This window comes from Ectothiorhodospira sp. 9100 (assembly GCF_022227565.1).
GTDB classification, from domain to species: domain Bacteria; phylum Pseudomonadota; class Gammaproteobacteria; order Ectothiorhodospirales; family Ectothiorhodospiraceae; genus Ectothiorhodospira; species Ectothiorhodospira marina.
On the sequence record NZ_JAJNAN010000016.1, the window covers coordinates 22,958 to 41,042 of the forward strand.

18 protein-coding genes and 1 pseudogene are annotated in these 18,085 nt (G+C 62.7%); 9 read left to right on the top strand and 10 right to left on the bottom strand.

Translation table 11 applies throughout. The features are described from left to right. Positions 1-10: 10 nt before the first annotated feature. The 4 genes and pseudogenes from LPW29_RS06995 to LPW29_RS07010 all read right to left on the bottom strand — a co-directional run. A pseudogene (locus LPW29_RS06995) lies at positions 11-214 on the bottom strand (helicase HerA-like domain-containing protein); the annotation flags it as partial. Beyond that, entirely contained in the window at positions 211-768 is a 558-nt protein-coding gene (locus LPW29_RS07000; RefSeq protein WP_274520315.1) for a lipocalin family protein, read from the bottom strand. The gene LPW29_RS07000 and the pseudogene LPW29_RS06995, both read right to left, overlap by 4 nt. Before the next feature lie 66 nt (positions 769-834). Continuing rightward, on the bottom strand, positions 835-1,209 hold the full coding sequence (locus LPW29_RS07005) for a hypothetical protein (RefSeq protein WP_238627416.1): 375 nt from the start codon (positions 1,207-1,209) through the stop codon (positions 835-837). Between the two features lie 43 nt (positions 1,210-1,252). Then, entirely contained in the window at positions 1,253-1,927 is a 675-nt protein-coding gene (locus LPW29_RS07010) for a putative metalloprotease CJM1_0395 family protein (RefSeq protein WP_238627417.1), read from the bottom strand. A gap of 268 nt (positions 1,928-2,195) precedes the next feature. Between LPW29_RS07010 and LPW29_RS07015 the strand changes: the two genes are divergently transcribed. The 8 genes from LPW29_RS07015 (at position 2,196) to LPW29_RS07050 (ending at position 12,459) form a co-directional block, all read left to right on the top strand. Beyond that, on the top strand, positions 2,196-4,448 hold the full coding sequence (locus LPW29_RS07015; protein WP_370642811.1) for a mechanosensitive ion channel domain-containing protein: 2,253 nt from the start codon (positions 2,196-2,198) through the stop codon (positions 4,446-4,448). 124 nt (positions 4,449-4,572) lie between these two features. Then, positions 4,573-4,902 (top strand): high-potential iron-sulfur protein, encoded by a 330-nt coding sequence (locus LPW29_RS07020; RefSeq protein WP_238627419.1) that lies wholly within the window; start codon positions 4,573-4,575, stop codon positions 4,900-4,902. A gap of 336 nt (positions 4,903-5,238) precedes the next feature. Then, entirely contained in the window at positions 5,239-6,867 is a 1,629-nt protein-coding gene (locus LPW29_RS07025; RefSeq protein WP_238627420.1) for a thiamine pyrophosphate-dependent enzyme, read from the top strand. Between the two features lie 57 nt (positions 6,868-6,924). After that, on the top strand, positions 6,925-7,431 hold the full coding sequence (locus LPW29_RS07030; RefSeq protein ID WP_238627421.1) for an indolepyruvate oxidoreductase subunit beta: 507 nt from the start codon (positions 6,925-6,927) through the stop codon (positions 7,429-7,431). Next, a complete protein-coding gene (locus LPW29_RS07035; protein WP_238627422.1) occupies positions 7,432-8,766 on the top strand; it encodes a phenylacetate--CoA ligase family protein in 1,335 nt (444 codons plus the stop codon). A gap of 24 nt (positions 8,767-8,790) precedes the next feature. Then, complete coding sequence (locus LPW29_RS07040; RefSeq protein ID WP_238627423.1) at positions 8,791-9,228, top strand: amino acid-binding protein; 438 nt, start codon at positions 8,791-8,793, stop codon at positions 9,226-9,228. Positions 9,229-9,238: 10 nt separating this feature from the next. After that, positions 9,239-10,546 (top strand): DUF3422 family protein, encoded by a 1,308-nt coding sequence (locus LPW29_RS07045; RefSeq protein ID WP_238627424.1) that lies wholly within the window; start codon positions 9,239-9,241, stop codon positions 10,544-10,546. 296 nt (positions 10,547-10,842) lie between these two features. After that, positions 10,843-12,459 (top strand): methyl-accepting chemotaxis protein, encoded by a 1,617-nt coding sequence (locus tag LPW29_RS07050; protein WP_238627425.1) that lies wholly within the window; start codon positions 10,843-10,845, stop codon positions 12,457-12,459. Between the two features lie 59 nt (positions 12,460-12,518). Here the strand turns inward: LPW29_RS07050 and LPW29_RS07055 are convergent, their stop codons facing one another. From LPW29_RS07055 to LPW29_RS07065, 3 genes are read right to left on the bottom strand one after another with little or no spacing between them, the layout of a single operon-like run. Further along, a complete protein-coding gene (locus tag LPW29_RS07055) occupies positions 12,519-12,908 on the bottom strand; it encodes a CBS domain-containing protein (protein WP_090251003.1) in 390 nt (129 codons plus the stop codon). Positions 12,909-12,958: 50 nt separating this feature from the next. Further along, entirely contained in the window at positions 12,959-13,306 is a 348-nt protein-coding gene (locus LPW29_RS07060) for a P-II family nitrogen regulator (protein WP_238627426.1), read from the bottom strand. Further along, positions 13,303-14,814 (bottom strand): DUF1538 domain-containing protein, encoded by a 1,512-nt coding sequence (locus LPW29_RS07065; RefSeq protein ID WP_238627427.1) that lies wholly within the window; start codon positions 14,812-14,814, stop codon positions 13,303-13,305. Before LPW29_RS07065 ends, LPW29_RS07060 begins: the two co-directional genes overlap by 4 nt. Positions 14,815-14,964: 150 nt before the next feature. Between LPW29_RS07065 and nadC the strand changes: the two genes are divergently transcribed. Continuing rightward, positions 14,965-15,825 (top strand): carboxylating nicotinate-nucleotide diphosphorylase, encoded by an 861-nt coding sequence (gene nadC, locus LPW29_RS07070; RefSeq protein ID WP_238627428.1) that lies wholly within the window; start codon positions 14,965-14,967, stop codon positions 15,823-15,825. Here the strand turns inward: nadC and mazG are convergent. The 3 genes from mazG to LPW29_RS07085 form a co-directional block, all read right to left on the bottom strand. Further along, positions 15,804-16,628, bottom strand: a complete 825-nt coding sequence (gene mazG / locus LPW29_RS07075; protein ID WP_304488723.1) for a nucleoside triphosphate pyrophosphohydrolase — start codon at positions 16,626-16,628, stop codon at positions 15,804-15,806. The two genes, nadC and mazG, sit on opposite strands and share 22 nt — an antisense overlap. Before the next feature lie 16 nt (positions 16,629-16,644). After that, a complete protein-coding gene (locus tag LPW29_RS07080; RefSeq protein WP_238627429.1) occupies positions 16,645-17,214 on the bottom strand; it encodes a YfaZ family outer membrane protein in 570 nt (189 codons plus the stop codon). Between the two features lie 74 nt (positions 17,215-17,288). Continuing rightward, entirely contained in the window at positions 17,289-17,981 is a 693-nt protein-coding gene (locus tag LPW29_RS07085; protein ID WP_238627430.1) for a TIGR04211 family SH3 domain-containing protein, read from the bottom strand. Positions 17,982-18,085 lie beyond the last annotated feature (104 nt).

Sequence of the window (18,085 nt, forward strand, 5' to 3'; positions counted from 1 at the left end):
GCCAATGGCCCGCGATGCCCGAGAAGTCCCACTTGATGTCCGGCACGAACACCGGCACGCCCAGGTCCGAGAAGGATTGGGCCAGGGTCTGCAGGGTGATGGTCTTGCCGGTGCCGGTGGCCCCGGCGATCAGTCCATGACGGTTGGCCATGCGGGGGGTGATGGCCACGGGGCGGCCATCGGCCGCGCCAATCAACAGGGGCTCAACAGTCACACATCGTCTCCTTGATCATGTTGCACGTAGATGAGTTCATCTACATCAAAACCCAGTTCACGGGCCTGCTCCACCAGCGAGGCCAGCACTGCCTCGTCCAGGTCCGGCGAACGGGCCAGGATCCACAGGTAGGAACGGGTCGGACCGCTCACCATGGCGTAATGGTAGTTCTCGTCGTCCAGGGCGATGAGGTTGTATCCCCCGTAGAACGGCCCGAAGAACGAGACCTTCAGCCTTCCCACGTTGGGGGATTCGATGAACCTCGCCACACCGCGGACCTCGCGCCATTCCTCTTTCTCGGGATGATATCCCCGGTTGATGACGCGGATGGAGCCATCGTCCCGCAGCTCGTAACGGGCGGTCACGTTGGTGAGATCCCGTTCAAACGAGTGATCCAGGCGGGCAATGGAGTACCAGGTGCCCAGATAGCGCTCCGGCTCCAGATTCTGGACGGGTTTCACGCCATCGGGGATGCCGGTGCAGCCAGCCAGTGCCAAGAATAGGGCCAAGGCGGGTACCAGCCAATAGGGCGAACGCATGGAAAGTCTGCTCATTAATCCGTCTCCTGACCAAAGCCCCTCTCCCGCTGGCGGGAGAGGGGTTGGGGTGAGGGTGGAAGGTCAACCCGAAGCGTCAAACAGCGACCGATAGGGATGGGCATCGAACAAGGCCTCGATCCGATCGATGCAGCCCGCGCCCACATCCACATGGACCCACTGCACCAGATCCACGGCCATCTTCTCCGACAGCTGCACATGAAAGACCAGAAACTGACACACATCCGGCCCATCCACGAAGGTCCGGCGCACCTCAATGCGCTGAAGGATGCTGCCACTGAGCGACATATGACCGACGAAGGCATCGGCATCGGAGAACTGCGAGATCGGGCTCTTGTAGAAAAAACCGTGATCCGACAGCAGGCTGCGAGCGGCATCATAGTCGTGAACTTCAATGGCCCGAAGATACTGCCAGGCCAGGGTCTGGGGATCACTCATGCGCGTGTCCTTTCAGCCTCATGGCCAGGCAAGCACCCGCCGCTCAGGCCACCTGCCGGAATAGAGGTTCGGGGGCTGGTTGGTCCACGGCGGCGAACAGCTCCGCCAGTCGGTCCCGAGCCCGCTCCCGATCGGGGGCCTGCGATCCCTCGTCATCATCCTGACTGGATGCCTCACGGGTCTGGACCATCTCCTCCTGACGTTCGGAGGCCAACTCCTGGCGAGCCTCCGCCTCCATCACCCGTGCCTGAGAAGCCACGCGATAATCCTGGGGTGAGGGGTCTGCCGGAGCCATGGCGGCACTGAACACCACCCGCGCCTTGGCGATGGCCTCCCTGGGATCGGAAGGGCGCGAGGTGTCGATGGAGACCTCCCCACCCACCGCATAACGACGCCCATCGGGCCCGGATTCGTAGTCGTAGCTGGGGGCCGCCGTCACATACTTCCCCCCGGCCGCCACGTGGGCCTGCTCATGGGCGCGAACGGTCTGGTCCCGCTGCTGCAATTCACGCACCACCCGCTCCTCCTCGGGCGTGAGTTCCAGCAGACTGCGGTCAGCCTCGGGATCGGCCGGCGCATCCTCCTCCACTTCATCCACTGGAGCAAAGGCGCCCGTCTCCTCCAGTTCGCTATCTGGAGGAGACGACTGACGCTGCGCATCAGGCCGGATCATGGGCCCAAGGGCCGCCATGGGAGCGGCACTGCCATCGATCAACATGACCTGTCCGGGAAGGCCTCCTGGTGTCACTCCAACACACGTTTGAAGCGGGTTCGCTTTAAACTTTTTCTGGTTTCACCTGACGCTAGCCCCACCCACTCAGGGTGTCAAGGCGAGATGACAAAGGGCAGATCTGGGGGATTGTCCGGCCCATCACCGCGGGTTCGTGGTGGAGACGCCCCCCTTCGATGCGTTATAAATACGGTTTGATCGCGCCTGTTAACACGCCTACGCAGCCAAGGAGCCCAGGTTGAATCTCACCCGCCAGATGCTTGCCCGTATCCTGCTGTTCCTGGTAACAGCCGCGCTCCTCCTGCCCACTTCGGTCCTCGCCGAGGCCGCCCCGGGAGACAGTCGTCTCGCTGATCTTCTCGAGGATGAGCAGGCGCGTACAGCACTGATTGAAGAATTGCGGCGCGGGGCAGCAGAGACAGAAGCGGCGCAAGCGGAGGAGGCGAAACCCGCGGCATCGTTCCCCGGACGGGTGGCGCAGCTCACACAGTCGCTGGCGGAGGGCGCCGTCACGGAAGTGGAAGCCGCCGTGCAATCCGGTCGCGTGGCCTGGCATCAGCTCAAGGCGGCGGATCTCATGGATCTGACCCTGCAAATGGGCCTGCTGGCCGGGCTCATTGCGGCCACGCTGGTGACCCTGTGGCTGCTCTCCTGGGTGGCCCGGTTCGCCTACCGGCGCTTGAATGGCTACGCTTTTTCCCGCACCGGCACGGTGGGGATCATTCGTCGTGGCGTGGCCATTGTCTCCTCCCTGATCATCGATGTGATCACCGTGCTGCTGGCTTGGCTGGCCGGCTATGCCATCGCCCTGTTCGTGCTGGGGGCTTCGGGCCAGATGACCACCCAGACGACGTTGTTCCTCAATGCCTTCCTCATTGTGGAACTGCTCCGCGCCGCCATCCGCCTGATCTTCTCCAAGCGCTGGTCCGGCCTGCGGCCCGTGCCCCTCACCGATGAGGAAGCCGCCTACTGGACTGCCTGGACCACGCGCATGGCTGTCTTCCTGGGGTACGGCCTGCTGTTCGTGGTGCCGGTCATCAACCAGAGCGTGGCCCCGGAACTGGGCCGCACCACGGCCCTGATCATCGTCTTCATGGCCTTCCTGAAAGGGGTGGCATTGATCATGCAGAACCGCAAACGGGCCAAGCAACGGCTGACCACGTTAGCGGAACGCATGGAAACGGGCTTTGCCCAGATCAGCCTGAACCTGATCGCCAAGACCTGGCATTTCGTCGCCCTGATTTATCTGGCCGCCATCCTGGGTACCACGGTGCTGTTCCCGGCACAGGCCCTGCCTTTCATGCTGACGGCCACCGTCCAGACCCTGATCGCGGGAATGATCGGGATCGCCCTGTCCGCCTTTCTCACACGGGTGATCCTGCGCCGCATCCATCTGCCCGAAGACACTCGGGACAGGTTTCCGCAGCTGGAAGAGCGGTTGAATGCCTATATCCCGACCACCCTGAAGATCACTCGATTCACCATCCTGGCCATCGTCGCAGGGGTGATTCTGGACGCCTGGACCCCCTTCAGCCTGAGTGCCTGGGTGGTCTCGGACAGCGGCAGCCTGATCATCAGCAAGATCATTGCCGTGACCCTGATCATCGGCTTTACCCTGGTGCTGTGGCTGGTCGTCGCCAGCTGGATCGAATTCAAACTGAATCCGGCCACCGGCAACGGAGAACCCAATCCCCGCGCCCGCACCCTGCTGACCATCTTCCGCAATGCCATCGCCATCGCACTGATCGTGATGACGGTGATGGTGGTCCTCGCGGAAATCGGTATCAACATCGGCCCGCTGATCGCCGGTGCTGGCGTCCTGGGTCTGGCCATCGGCTTTGGGGCTCAGAAACTGGTCCAGGATGTGATCACCGGCGTGTTCATCCAGCTGGAGAACGCGGTGAACGTGGGGGATGTGGTCACGGCTGGCGGCATGACCGGCACCGTGGAACGCCTCACCATTCGTTCCATGGGGCTGCGCGACCTGTCCGGCACTTATCACCTCATGCCCTTCTCCTCAGTGGATGTGGTATCCAACTACATGCGTGAATTTGCCTATCACGTGGGTGAATACGGCGTGGCTTACCGGGAGGACACGGACCAGGTCATCGCGCGCCTGCGTGACGCCTTCGCGGAACTGCGCAGCATGCCGGAGATGGCCCCCAATATCCTGGGCGATCTGGAGGTACACGGTGTCACTGCCCTGGCCGACAGCTCGGTCAACGTGCGGGTACGCATCAAGACCACACCGGGCATGCAGTGGGCCGTGGGTCGCGAGTACAACCGCCTGGTCAAACGCCATTTCGACGCTGCCAGTATCGAGATCCCATTCCCGCACATGACCCTGTACTTTGGCGAGGACAAGACTGGCCAGGCCCCGCCGGCCCGGGTGCTGCTGGAGGAGGACGGCACCGACCACGAGGATTCCGGCGCCCCACCGAGGATTTCCCGGTTCCGCGCGCGCTCCAACCCCAAGTTCAAGGGGGATTTCGACGAAGGAGAGGAATAGCTTCAGGACGGCCACCCATTCATGCCCCGTTCAGGGAACAAGGCGAATAATGGCCCCGAAGCCTGGAAACAGGATCCGGGCCAAACGATGAAGCCATTCGCCTCGATGCGAGAAGGAGCACACCATGAAGACCCTGAACAACAACGTGAGCCGTCGCCGTTTCCTGCAGTTCGGTGCCTATGGCCTGATGGCCGTGCCCCTGGCCGGTCTGGGCTGGACCACCGCCGCGCAGGCCAGCATGGAACAACTGGACCCGGAGTCCGATACTGCTCAGGCCCTGGCCTATACCCACGATGCTGAAAGCACCGAGCATGACCAGCATCAGGAAGGCAGTCATTGCCTGAACTGCATGCTCTACTCTGATCCCAGTGCTCAGGAATGGGGTCCCTGTGCGGTGTTCCCGGGCAAGCATGTGTCCGCCAACGGCTGGTGCACCGCCTGGGTGGCCCGCTGATCGAGAGGTCCTGCCCTCCGCCCCCCCCCTCATCCCCGACCCTTCTCCCCCGAGGGGGGAGAAGGGAGCCATACCTGAATGGAAACCCCTCTCCCCTCGGGGGAGAAGGGTCGGGGAAACCGACTGCCCAAAGTACCTCGAAGAAATCCCTCTCCCCTCGGGGGAGAGGGGTTGGGGTGAGGGGATGTGCGGAGGGCGGGAAACCCGGAAAAATGACAAAACCCCAGAAATTCCTCCCCCATTGAGGAATCATGTAGACTTGCGGGCTGTCGCCCGCGTTGCCGCGCCGTCGGTCGCCGGGCTCCGTCGTCCCACAGACAGATTGAGCAGCAGAACATGGCATCGACCGAACGTCTTCTTCTGAGCGGCAACGAAGCGGTGGCCCTGGCCGCCCTGCATGCCGGTGTCACCCTGGGAACCGGCTATCCCGGCACCCCTTCCACTGAAATCCTCGAGGCCTTCGATCACATCGGTGGCCCCGCACAGTGGGCCCCCAACGAGAAGGTTGCCCTAGAAGTCGCACTGGGCGTGTCCTTTGCCGGTGCACGCAGTCTCACCACCATGAAGCACGTGGGCGTCAACGTAGCCGCCGACCCCCTGTTCACCGCCGCCTACATCGACATGACCGGTGGCCTGGTGCTGGTCTCCGCCGATGATCCAGGCATGGCCTCCAGCCAGAATGAGCAGGACAACCGGCATTACGCCCGGGCCGCCATCGTGCCCATGCTGGAACCGGCTGACGCCCAGCAGGCCTATGATTTCACCCTGGCCGCCTTTGAACTGTCCGAGCGCTGGAAGGTGCCGGTGATCCTGCGCATGACCACCCGCATCTGCCACGCCAAAACCGAGGTCCGTCCCGGACCCGAGCGCCCCTCCAGCATCGAACCCGGCTACCAACGCGACATCCCCGGGCGCGTGATGATCCCCGCCTATGCCCGTCCCGCCCACCACAAGGTGCGCGCCAAGATGGACGAGATCGCCCAGTGGAACGAGCAAAGCGACCTCAACCGGATTCACCCAGGGGATCGCTCCCTGGGCATCATTGCCTCGGGCGTGGCCGTCATGCATGCCCGCGAGGCAGCGCCCGAGGCCACCGTGCTGGCCCTGGGGCTCACCTGGCCGCTGCCCATGAAGCGGATCAAGGAATTCGTCGAGAGCGTGGATCGCTGCGTGGTGATCGAAGAAGGCGATCACCTGCTGTACGAGGCCCTGAAGGTGGCCGGCCTGGATGTGGAAGGCAAGCCGGAGATGTACCGCTTCAGCGAACTGAACGTCCCCCGGGTGCGCCGCATCCTGGCCGGCGACACCTCGCCCGAGGCCAAGCCACCCCGGGGCAAGCCGCCGGAACTGTGCAAGGGCTGCTCCCATCGTGAGGTCTTTGAGGCCCTGAGCCGCATGGACTGCATCGTCGCCGGTGACATCGGTTGCTACACCCTGGGCGTCCTGCCGCCCTTCGAGGCCATGGACACCTGCGTGTGCATGGGCGCCGCCATTGGCGTGGGCCTGGGGCTGCGCCACACCCTGCCCGATGACCAGGCCCGACGCGTGGTCAGTGTGATCGGTGATTCCACCTTCGTTCATTCCGGCCTGACGGGCATCGCCGAGATGGTGTACAACCCGCCGCCGACCGGCCACGTGGTACTCATCGTGGACAACAGCACCACCGCCATGACCGGCCGCCAGGAGCACCCGGGCACCGGCCGCAGCCTGAATCACGAACAACCCGCCAACAAGATGGATTTCGCCGCCGTCTGCCGCGCCATGGGCGTGAAGAACGTGGAAGTGGTGGATCCTCAGAATCCGGGTGAGGACTTCGAGGGCCGTCTGCGGGCCATGATGGCCAAGGACGAACTCTCCGTCATGATCGCCGAGCGCCCCTGCATCCTGGCGGTGCCGCTGATCCGCAAGTTCGAGAAGGCCCAGGAGGAGAAGCAGGCCCAGTGCGCCGCCGCCATGACGGACTGATCCGTCGCGACGCATCCCGGCTTTCTTCCATACTTACCCTAATTCAGAGGATCAGCAATGGCTGTCACCAATATCGTACTTGCCGGCCTGGGCGGACAGGGCGTGGTCAAGGCATCGGACCTGCTCTCCAGCACGGCCTTCAACGCCGGGTGCGAGGTCAAGAAGAGCGAAGTGCATGGCATGAGTCAGCGGGGGGGGTCCGTGACCAGCGACGTGCGCTTTGGCAAGAATGTCATGAGCCCCATGGTGCCCATGGGCGAGGCGGATTTCCTGCTGGTGTTCGAGGCCAGCCAGGTGGACATCAATCGTGGCTGGCTCAAGCCCGGCGGTGTGCTCATCACCCCGGATGCCATCCCCGAGGGGGCGCTGCGCAATCGCAAGAGCCTGAATGTGGCCATCCTGGGCGCCCTCTCGGTGATGCTGGACTTCGAAGAAGACCAGTGGATCCGCTCCATCCATACCTGTCTTGCCGAAAAGCTGCACACGGTCAACGAGCAGGCCTTTGCCCTGGGGCGTGAGGTGGGGCAACAGCTGGGCCACGTTAAAGAAACCGAGGGGGTTTGAATGCTCAAAGAACGCTGGAATGACGTGGAGGGGGGCTTCCACCCGGCCAGTGCGCCGGACTACCTGCCCGAGGACAAGCTGCGCGAAGTACAGCTCAGACGCCTGCGGGCTGTGGTGAAACGCGCCTACGACAACGTGGAACTGATGCGCACCCGGATGCAGGACAAGGGTATGGCGCCCGAGGACATCAAGCAGTTGTCCGACATTGCCCACCTGCCCTTCACCACCAAACTGGATCTGCGCGACACCTACCCCTTCGGTCTGTTTGCCAGCCCCATGAGCGACATCGTGCGCCTGCATGCCTCCTCCGGCACCACCGGCAAGCCCATCGTGGTGGCCTACACCCGGGAGGATCTGGAGGTCTGGGCCGAGGTGATGACCCGCACCTTCGCCTCCTGTGGGCTGCACCGGGGCGATGTGGTGCAGAATGCCTTCGGTTATGGCCTGTTCACCGGGGGCCTGGGGGCCCACTATGGGGCCGAGTCCCTGGGGGCCACGGTGATCCCGGTCTCCGGCGGCAACACCGAACGCCAGTTGATGGTGATGAAGGATTTCTCCGTCACCGCCATGTGCGCCACCCCCAGCTATTTCACTCACATCATCGAGCGTGCCCACGACATGGGCATGGACATGCGCGACCTGCCACTGCACACCGGCATCTTCGGGGCCGAGCCCTGGAGTGATGGCATGCGTGCCCACATCGAGGAAGGTGCGGGCATCAAGGCCTACGATATCTACGGCCTGTCCGAGATCATTGGCCCTGGCGTGGCCAGTGAGTGCTCCGAGCAAAATGGCCTGCACGTCTTTGAAGACCACTTCTATCCAGAGGTCATTGATCCGGAAACCGGTGAGCCACTGCCCGACGGAGAGGAAGGCGAGTTGGTGCTCACCACCCTGAGCAAGCAGGCCATGCCCATCATCCGCTACCGCACCCGGGACATCACCCGCATCATCACGGAAACCTGCGCCTGCGGGCGCACCACCCGGCGTTTCCGCCGCGTGGGTCGCCGCTCCGACGACATGTTCATCATCCGCGGCGTCAATGTCTTCCCCTCCCAGGTGGAAGCCGCGCTGCTGCAGGTGGAAGGCACCCTGCCCCATTACCAGATCATCCTCACCCGCAAGAACGGGCTGGATCAGATGGCCGTGGAGGTCGAGGTCACGCCGGAGGTATTCAGCGACAAGGTCCGGGCCCTGGAGGATGTGCGTGCTGCTCTGGCCAAGGCCATCGAGCACATCGTGGGCATCCGTGTTGGCCTGCGCCTGGTGGAACCGCGTACCATTGCCCGCAGCGAGGGCAAGGCCAAGCGGGTGATCGACAACCGTTCGCTGTAAGTCGTCACAGGAGCATCGCATCCCATGAAGCTGCAACAGCTTTCCATCTTTCTGGAAAATCGTCCGGGGCACCTGGCTAAGCCCCTGGAACTGCTGTCCGAGCAAGGTATTAACCTGCTCAATCTATCGCTGGCCGATACCGCCGAATTCGGTATCCTGCGCATCATCGTGCGCGACTGGCAAAAGGCCGAACGGGTCCTCAAGGACGCGGGCTGGGTGGTCAAGCTCACCGAGGTGGTCGCCGTGGATGTGGAAGACCGCCCGGGGGGGCTCGCCGAGGTCCTGCAGGTGGCCGGCCGGGCGGATCTGAAGATCGAATACATGTACGCCTTCCCGCTGCGCCGCAGCGATCGCGCCGCCCTGATCTTCCGCTTTGAGCAGCCGGACCGGGCCATCGAGCAACTGCAGGCCGCTGGCGGGCATCTGATCGATGCGGAAGAACTCTTTGCCGCCGCAGAATGAACCCAGGACCATGACGCTGCCCTTCAAGGAACACGCCCTCCGCCGTGCCCTCAATAACGAGTTGCACGCCCGCACCTTCGAGCCCACCCAGGCACCGGCGCGGGTATCGCATCTGGCCTTTCTGTGCGGCGAACGGGGCAGCGGCATCAATACCCGCCACCTGCATCGCCTGCTGGAACACTTCGGGGTGCCCATCCCGGAACAGGTGGGTCAGTATTATGTGGCAACCCTGGGGGATATCCGGCTGCACTGGGAACGGCATACGGAGTTTGTCACCTACACCTTCACCCATTGCGGCCCCTTCACACACCCATTCGAGCATCCGGTCATCGAGCGCCTGCCAGACAACTGGCTGGAGAATTCTCCCGGGGAGTTGATTTCCGCCGTCTCCCTGGCGCTGGAGTCTTCAGATATGCCTGAGCGCAGCCTTGATGAACTCTCGGCGTTGTTTGGCGACAACATCATCATCGGTTCCGAGGTGGTGGGCGGCAAGGGGCGCGCCTGGTCGGACCTGCGTATCCATGAGGATGGTTTTGCCCGCGTCCTGCTGCGCAACGACAATCTCACCGAGGCCCAGGCCGGTCGACTGATCAAGCGCATCCTCGAGGTGAACGCCTATCGGGCCATGTCATTGATGGGTCTGCCCATGGCCCGCAAGGCCAGCCGCTCCCTGGGCACGGCAGACCGTCGGCTCGCGGAACTGGCGGCCCGCATGACCGAGCAGGGCAGTCACCACTCCGGCGAGACCCAGGGGCAACTGCTGGCCGACCTCACCCATCTAGCCTCCCAGATTGAGGCCGTGGCAGCCCAGACCACCTACCGCTTCGATGCCTCCCGGGCCTATTATCATGTGGTCCAGCAACGCCTGGAACAATTGCGGCAGCGACGTATCGAGGGCCTGCAGACCTTCACCGAGTTTCTCGAAGCCCGCCTGGCACCAGCCGTGGCCACCTGCGACTCCGTGGGAGAGCGGCAACGCGGGCTGGCCGAGAGGGCAGCGCGCTTGACCGCCTTGCTCAGGGCTCGGGTAGAGGTCAACCTGCAAGGCCAGAACCGCAACCTGCTGGAATCCATGGACCGCCGCGCCAGACTGCAACTACGACTGCAGGATACCGTGGAAGGGCTTTCTGTCATCGCCATCAGCTATTACGGCGTGGGTTTGGTGGGTTACGCGCTCAAAGGGCTGGAGAGCCAGGGCATCCCCATCAGCACCACCCTGGGCATGGGCCTCGCCACCCCCGTGGTGGCCCTCAGCGCCTGGCTGTTCCTGCAACGCGTCAAGCGGCGCATCCTCGCGGACGAAAAGGGCGCGCACTGATCTCTTCTCCCCTCTCCCTCTCACCCGAAGGGGGAGGGGCCTGGAACGTATCTTTCATCATCGGAAGTGCCTCACCATCAAGATGCAGGGGAGTTAGGGGCGCGTTCGCTGGACGCATGGCATAATGCCTCGGCAAGTACAGCACACCCTCAGCACAAGGAACCCCTTGTCGGCCCAAACCGCCGGCGCATCCGCCAAGGATGGATGACGGTCAAGTTAACGCGGTTTCTGCCGATATAATCTGGCGGACACGAAAGAAATCCTGCCAAGGGCCTGGCAGCCAACGGGGAATCGCAATGCGACGTATTTCAGACCTGCCGATCTGGGTCCGCCTGGTGGGCGCCATGTGGTTGATACTCGTGCCTGCCTGGGCGGGCATGATCCTCTGGGCCATCCACGAGCAGCGTGGCACGGCTATCGAGCAGGCGGAGGGCTTCTCCTCCACCATCCATGAAATGACCATGGCTGGCCTGACCACCATGATGATCACTGGCACCACCCATCGGCGGGATGAATTCCTTGATCAAATCGTCGAACTCCAGAGTGTCTCGGATCTTCGCGTGTTGCGTGGACAACCGGTGGCCCAGCAATACGGCCCGGGCACCGAACATGAACAGCCCCAGGATGCCACAGAGCGAGCGGTTCTCGAGACGGGTGAGCCCCATCTGGCCCTGTCGGAGGATAGAAGTTTGCTCCGAGCGGTGTTGCCGGTCATCAACCAAACGGACTATCTGGGCAAGAACTGCACCTCCTGCCATGCCATGGCGGCCGAGGGTGACATCCTGGGCGCCGTCAGCATGCAGGTTCGGCTGGACGAGGTGAATGCCGCCGTTCAGCGCTTTGGCTGGAGCATCACCCTGCTGGCCATTGCCGTCAGCGTTCCGATACTGCTCTTGCTGTACTTTTTCGTGCGACGCTTCGTCACCACGCCTCTCAACCACATGGCCCAGGGGCTCAAGGGAATTGCAGAGGGGGACGGTGATCTGGCCCATCGGCTGAAAGTCGAGGGCAAGGACGAGATCGGTGAGGCCGCGCGGGCCTTCAACGCCATGATGGACAACTTCCGCGACCTCATCAGCCGCATACTGGATTCCACGTCCCATCTGGCCCGGGCCGCGACTGACCTGGCCGCCATTACGGAGCGCACCGATGCCGGCGTGAGCCGCCAGCGTTCCGAGGTGGACCAACTGGCCACGGCCATGAACGAAATGAACGCCACGGCCCAGGAGGTGGCGCGCAGTGCGCAACAGGGTGCTGATGCCACCCGTGATGCTCAGGGCGCGGCGCTGAGTGGCAAGGATGTGGTCGCCGGCACCCTGGACCGCATCGAGAAACTGGCCGAGGAAGTGCAGCGGGCCGCCGATGTCATCCGCGACCTGGACAAGGACAGCGAGCAGATCGGCAAGGTGCTGGACGTGATCCGGGGCATTGCCGAGCAGACCAACCTGCTGGCCCTGAATGCGGCCATCGAGGCCGCCCGTGCCGGAGAGGCCGGACGCGGATTCGCGGTGGTGGCCGACGAGGTGCGCTCTCTGGCCACCCGTACCCAGAGCTCCACCCAGGAAATCCAGGAGATGATCGAGCGCCTGCAACAGACCAGCCAGCGCGCGGTGGTGGTGATGGAGGAAAGTCAGCAGTATGCGCAATCCAGCCGCGACAGTGCCGCGGAGGCGGGGCACTCTCTGGATTCCATCACCCAGGCGGTGAGCACCATCAACGATGTGAATACGCAGGTGGCCAGTTCAGCCGAGGAACAAAGCGCCGTGGCCGAGGAGATGAACCGGAACGTGACCAGCATCTCCGATGCCGCCGAGGAGAATGCCCAGGGCGCCCGGGAAACCACCCAGGCGTCGGAGCAACTCTCCAGGCTGGCCAACGAGCTTCAGGACCTGGTGGGGCGCTTCAAGGTCTGAACACTCGGAGCCGGGGGCATCCAGGAGAGGGGCGACGATCCCGTCGCCCCTGGCATTGCTCAACTCTCCGACATCTCCACGATGGCCGAGACAATGTCGTTCATGGTGATCAGACCGACCATATCGTTATTGTTCAACACCACAATGCGACGAATACGCTGCAGCACCATCAACCGTGCCACATGCTTTACCTCCATCTCCGCCGGCACGGTGATCACGGGCTTTGAACACACGTCATAGACATTGACGAGATCAATATCCCCCTCTTCCGCAACAATGGTCCGCAATATGGTGGTATAGGTGATGATGCCGTAGGCATCATGAGGTTGTCGCTTATCCACCACCAGAGACTTCACCCGGTGGCGCTTCATCTCCAGCATGGCTTCGCGGATGGTTGCGAGTGGAGAAATGGTCGCCACGTTCTTGACCATAAGATCTTTGACCAGCATGAATAACCTCTGGGTAGTATGAAGGGACGGCCCGGGGCGACCAGTCAGGCCTAGATGTCGTCCTTGATACGCTCCTCGAAGCGCTCCACCTGACGCAGGTCGATCCCCGCGATATGCTCCAGGGGCACCGTGAAAACCACACCATGGGAGTGGGATTTCAGGTCCAGTTCATCGCGCAGGGACTTCATCACGGCCAGGGAGAGTTTTTTTTCCAGCACGAAGACAAGCGCCGACTGGCTGCCTTCATAGGTCAGCCCAAAAAATGTCTTCTTTTCCTTGCCACCAATACCGCGGGCATCGAGGATGGTCACGCCACCTGCCCCGGCCTTGCGCGCCACGTCAATGGCCTTTTCTTCCAGGTTTTCGGCCAGAATGGCCACCAGCACGGCAAACTTCATGACGGTTGCTGCCTCCAGCGATTGGCAAGTTCGACGGCGATAGCATAGAGCATCACGCTGATGATCGGGAAGATCGACGCAAAGGCAATCAGACCAAAACCATCAATGAGCACGTTGCGATCCTCAATGTGCGTCGCCAGACCAATGCCCAGGGCGGTGACCAAGGGCACGGTCACCTCCGAGGTGGTCACCCCGCCCAGATCATAGGCCAGGGCAACGATGTAGCGGGGCGCCAACCAGGTGAGCAGGATCACCACTGCATAGCCCCCCATGATGTAGTAATGAATGGGATCGCCGACGATGATCCGGTGCACCCCCAGCGTGATCCCCACGGCCACCCCCATGGCCACCAGCAGGCGGATGGTATTGCCATTGAGCTTCCCCCTGCCCGCCTCCTGTGCCTTCTGACCAATGGCGATCAGGGCCGGCTCGGCCATGGTGGTGGCAAACCCGATACTGAAGGCAAAGAGATACACGAACAGGAAACCATCCAGGGTGATCAGCTGTTCCGCCATGCTCCTGCCGATGGGAAACAAACCCAGCTTAAGGCCCAGCACAAAGGCATACAGGCCGAAGATGACCAGGATGAAACCGGCCATCACCTTGTGCACATGAGCGATACCTTTGCGGATCACCAGGTACTGGAAAACCAGGATCACGGCAATGATGGGCAACACATCGCGAAACATCACCAGCAGGTCCGTGAGCATGCCCAGCATCACGCTGCCACCCACCTGGCTGACCAGCTCATCGTCCACCGCCTGGGCCAGCGGAGCGGCCCCGCGCACCATCTCCGGGTCCCCCAGGGAATACACCAGGATGCCGTAGAGTTGCACAGCGATCATGGGCACCATCACGGCCAGCCCTACCAGCCCGAAACCATGGGTCAGCGCATTGCGCCCCCGAATGGATACCGCAAGTCCAATGCCCAGGGCGGCAATCAGGGGCACGGTGACGATATTGGTCGTCACCCCCCCGGAGTCGTAGGCCAGACCGACAATCTCTTCGGGAGCAAAGAACGTGATGATGACCACCAGCAAATAACCGATGATCATGTACCAGTGCAGGCCATGCCCCAGGATGATCCGCACGATCCCCAGGGCCACCACGCCCCCCACCGATAAGGCCACAAGCACACGCAGCACCAGGGCGCTGATCTGTCCGCCACTGATCATCTCCGCCTGACTGGCCACCGCAATCAGGGCCGGTTCGGCAATTACCGCCGAAAAGCCCAGACAGAACCCAAAGACCATCAACCAGCCCAGCGAGCCCTTCTTGGCAAATTCGTTGGAGAGGTTCTTGCCGATGGGAAAGATCCCCATCTCCAAACCCTGGAGGAACAGGGCCACGCCCACCACCACCACGAGCAGGCCCACCGCCATGGGCAGCCAGTCTTCAGGCACCTGCTGCATGACGGCAAACTGGAAGACGGCCACCACGACGATGATGGGCAGCAGGTTCCGGAAGGAGTGCTTGAGAAGCTCGTAAAATTCCCTGATCTGATTCAAGAGGCTGCGCTTTGGATACGTGGACGATTGTGCGTTTTTGTGCCGCGACAGGTTGACCCTTCAGAGCATACTGTAATTGCATGGCCCGACTCCATGGCGCGCCCGCTTTGCGTTATCCTCATACCCCGTCCTTGCATGACTGCCTGAGCCATGACCCTGCCTGTATCCAACCGCGCCATCCGCGAATCCGTCCGCATTGCCCTCGCCGAGGATATCGGCCCTGGGGATCTGACCGCGCAGCTCATCCCGGAGAATGCCACCTGCCGCGCCCATGTGATCTGCAAGGAGGCGGCCGTCCTCTGTGGCCAGGCATGGTTCGACGCCACCTTTGCGGCGCTTGATGGCGATGTAAAGGTTCACTGGCAGGTGGCGGATGGTGACACCATCCCCGCAGGCACTCGCCTTTGCGCCCTCTCCGGTCCGTCCCGAGCCATCCTCACCGGCGAGCGCACGGCCCTGAACTTCCTGCAAACCCTCTCGGCCACAGCGACCCGCACCCGAGAGTATGTGGAGGCCGTGGCCGGCACCGGGGCCCATATCCTGGACACCCGCAAGACCTTGCCGGGACTGCGCCTGGCCCAGAAGTATGCCGTCACCTGTGGCGGCGGTCACAACCATCGCCTGGGACTCTATGACGCGGTACTGATCAAGGAGAACCACATCATGGCCGCTGGCTCCATCGCCGCGGCTGTGGCGTGTGCCCGGAGCCTGGGGGAACAGGTTCCGGTGGAGGTGGAAACCGAGAGTCTGGATGAAGTGCGCCAGGCCCTGGCGGCCGGCGCCGATATCATCATGCTGGATGATTTCACCCTGGAGGGCATGCACGAGGCGGTGGCCCTGGTGGCCGGGCGCTGCCTGCTGGAGGCCTCCGGCGGCGTGGACCTGGACAGCCTCCGTGCCATCGCGGCCACGGGGGTGGACCGGATCTCCGTTGGCGGACTGACCAAGCATGTACGGGCAGTGGATCTGTCATTGCGGCTGGAAGTGGACTACGCCTCCCGCTTCGCCTGATCCCACAACGCATCCAGGATCTCCAGCGGCTCATCCTCCACCGCACGCCCCTCGCGGGCCAGCGCCTGCTCGATGAAACGGAATCGGCGCTCGAACTTGCGATTGGTGCGCCGCAGTGCCGCCTCGGGGTCCACCTTCAGATGGCGGGCCAGGTTGGTCACGGCAAAGAGCAGGTCCCCCACCTCGTCCTCCAGACGATCGTGCCCTGCCCCGGCGGCCATCTCCTGGCATACCTCGTTGAGTTCCTCGCGGATCTTGTCCACCACCGGCCCCGGGGCGTCCCAGTCAAATCCCACGCGGGCGGCACGCTTCTGGATCTTGGCCGCCCGACTCAGCCCCGGCAAGGTGCGAGCAATACCATCCAGCTGGCTGGGCGGAATCTCGTCACCATTGCCATCAGCAGGCGCACCCTGCCCTGCGGCGCGCTCCCGGGCCTTTTCCGCTTCCCAGGCAGCATGCTGGGCCTCCTCGGATTCAAAACGGGTGTTTCCAAAGACATGGGGATGGCGGCGCACCAGTTTCTCCGCCAGCGTGGCCGCCACGTCGTGGAAATCGAAACGCCCCTCTTCCTGGGCCATGCGCGAGTGGAACACCACCTGCAGCAGCAGATCCCCGAGTTCACTGCGAAGTTCCTCGAAATCCCGACGTTCGACGGCGTCGGCCACCTCGTAGGCCTCCTCCAGGGTATGGGGGATGATGGAATCAAAGGTTTGCTTGAGATCCCAGGTACACCCGTGCTCGGGATCCCTCAGCCTGGCCATGATGGACAGCACGTCATCCATGGCATCCGGGCGGTCCTGCATGGCCGATCACCCCATCTCAGAAGTTGAAACGCACCCCGAAATGCACATGGTCGTCCATCTTGTAGTCACGACGCTTGTCCATGTCGGCCTCCAGATGCCGGTAGCCAATGAAGCCGCGAGCACCGGGAGTGACTTCAACCTCGTAACGCACCGCCAGGTCCAGCAAATCCCGGGCGTCACTGAAGGTGGTCACGCGGGGCCCGTAATAGCCTTCGGCGGCAATGTACATGGGGGTGTTGGAGGGGATGGTGTAACGCACCTCCCCTCCCAGGGTCAGCGACTGAAAGTTATCATCAGGGTCGTCGATGAGACCAAGATAGGCCTTGCCGCCCAGACCGAAGGTGAGCGGCTGATCCCCGGCGGGGACGCCTGCCACACTGAGCCCGGTACTGAGCATCATGTCACTGTCATCGTTGAAAAAGAAACCGAAGGACAGGTCGGCTCCACCCAGGCCGATCCGACTGGAGTCAGTCAGATAGGTCAATTGTGCCGATTCCTGACTCAGGTAGGCGTCCAGAGTATCCGCCCCCGCCGGGGACATCAGCACCGAGGCCAGAAAGCCCCCCACCAAGACACGCTTGAACATCTTATCTCCTGCGGTTTGATTCAGCGGCCCCAGTGCCTGGGACCCGATGGAATAAGGTTTCATCACTGGGAAGGTCAATCGATCCAGCCCGAAGTCCGTCGGCGGAGTCGAACCCGCGTCAGCAGGATCCCGAGAATCAGACAGCCAATCGACACGCCGGCACCATACAAGAACCAGTCCTTGCGATCATCGTCGCGCAACCGACGATTCTCCTCCAGCAGGGCGCCCACGCGTTCTTGTTCACCCGCCAATTGTTCTCGCAACGCTTCGTTCTGCCTGGCCTTCTCCAGAGGGTCCGCGGCAATATCGCGCAACGCTTCCAGCTCCTCTTCCAGCTCCATCACCCGGGCGGAAAGGGTATCGGCGCGTTCGCTCTCTCGGGCCTTGTCTGCTTCTAACGACCGCACCTGCCCAGCCAATGCGTCACGCTGCTCTTCCAATGACGCCGTCTGAGCACGCAGGGCGGCCACCCGTTCGCGTGCATGCGGCTGCTCCGAAAGATTGCGTGTCTGCACCCAGCCTTCCGTGCCTCCCTCTGTACGGATGCGCGTATAACCCTCGCCGTCATCCTCCAGCACGGTGACCCGATCACCGCTGTCCAGAAACAGCAAGATGCGATGCTGGAAGGTCTTACCCCTTCGCACCGCGATTTCCAGCTCGTCACTGACATAGGCCGTGCCTTGACCATGGGCAGGCATGGACCAGCTGGATAGCAGCAGACCCGGCCCCAGTAGCAGACCGAAAAAAATGACTAGCGCGCGTTCCACAATTATTGTCCTTTCGCAATTTTCGCCCAGATCAGCGAGAATCCGGGTCACCCGCCCAGGCGGTGTCACCGGAGCGCGTGCGACTCACATTCGGGCAGATGGCG

What these genes read in the sequence shown, in the direction of transcription:
- LPW29_RS07000 (WP_274520315.1), bottom strand. Translation starts at nt 768, where the DNA reads ATGAGCAGACTTTCCATGCGTTCGCCCTATTGGCTGGTACCCGCCTTG.
- LPW29_RS07005 (WP_238627416.1), bottom strand. Translation starts at nt 1,209, where the DNA reads ATGAGTGATCCCCAGACCCTGGCCTGGCAGTATCTTCGGGCCATTGAA.
- LPW29_RS07010 (WP_238627417.1), bottom strand. Translation starts at nt 1,927, where the DNA reads ATGTTGATCGATGGCAGTGCCGCTCCCATGGCGGCCCTTGGGCCCATG.
- LPW29_RS07015 (WP_370642811.1), top strand. Translation starts at nt 2,196, where the DNA reads ATGCTTGCCCGTATCCTGCTGTTCCTGGTAACAGCCGCGCTCCTCCTG.
- LPW29_RS07020 (WP_238627419.1), top strand. Translation starts at nt 4,573, where the DNA reads ATGAAGACCCTGAACAACAACGTGAGCCGTCGCCGTTTCCTGCAGTTC.
- LPW29_RS07025 (WP_238627420.1), top strand. Translation starts at nt 5,239, where the DNA reads ATGGCATCGACCGAACGTCTTCTTCTGAGCGGCAACGAAGCGGTGGCC.
- LPW29_RS07030 (WP_238627421.1), top strand. Translation starts at nt 6,925, where the DNA reads ATGGCTGTCACCAATATCGTACTTGCCGGCCTGGGCGGACAGGGCGTG.
- LPW29_RS07035 (WP_238627422.1), top strand. Translation starts at nt 7,432, where the DNA reads ATGCTCAAAGAACGCTGGAATGACGTGGAGGGGGGCTTCCACCCGGCC.
- LPW29_RS07040 (WP_238627423.1), top strand. Translation starts at nt 8,791, where the DNA reads ATGAAGCTGCAACAGCTTTCCATCTTTCTGGAAAATCGTCCGGGGCAC.
- LPW29_RS07045 (WP_238627424.1), top strand. Translation starts at nt 9,239, where the DNA reads ATGACGCTGCCCTTCAAGGAACACGCCCTCCGCCGTGCCCTCAATAAC.
- LPW29_RS07050 (WP_238627425.1), top strand. Translation starts at nt 10,843, where the DNA reads ATGCGACGTATTTCAGACCTGCCGATCTGGGTCCGCCTGGTGGGCGCC.
- LPW29_RS07055 (WP_090251003.1), bottom strand. Translation starts at nt 12,908, where the DNA reads ATGCTGGTCAAAGATCTTATGGTCAAGAACGTGGCGACCATTTCTCCA.
- LPW29_RS07060 (WP_238627426.1), bottom strand. Translation starts at nt 13,306, where the DNA reads ATGAAGTTTGCCGTGCTGGTGGCCATTCTGGCCGAAAACCTGGAAGAA.
- nadC (WP_238627428.1), top strand. Translation starts at nt 14,965, where the DNA reads ATGACCCTGCCTGTATCCAACCGCGCCATCCGCGAATCCGTCCGCATT.
- mazG (WP_304488723.1), bottom strand. Translation starts at nt 16,628, where the DNA reads ATGCAGGACCGCCCGGATGCCATGGATGACGTGCTGTCCATCATGGCC.
- LPW29_RS07080 (WP_238627429.1), bottom strand. Translation starts at nt 17,214, where the DNA reads ATGTTCAAGCGTGTCTTGGTGGGGGGCTTTCTGGCCTCGGTGCTGATG.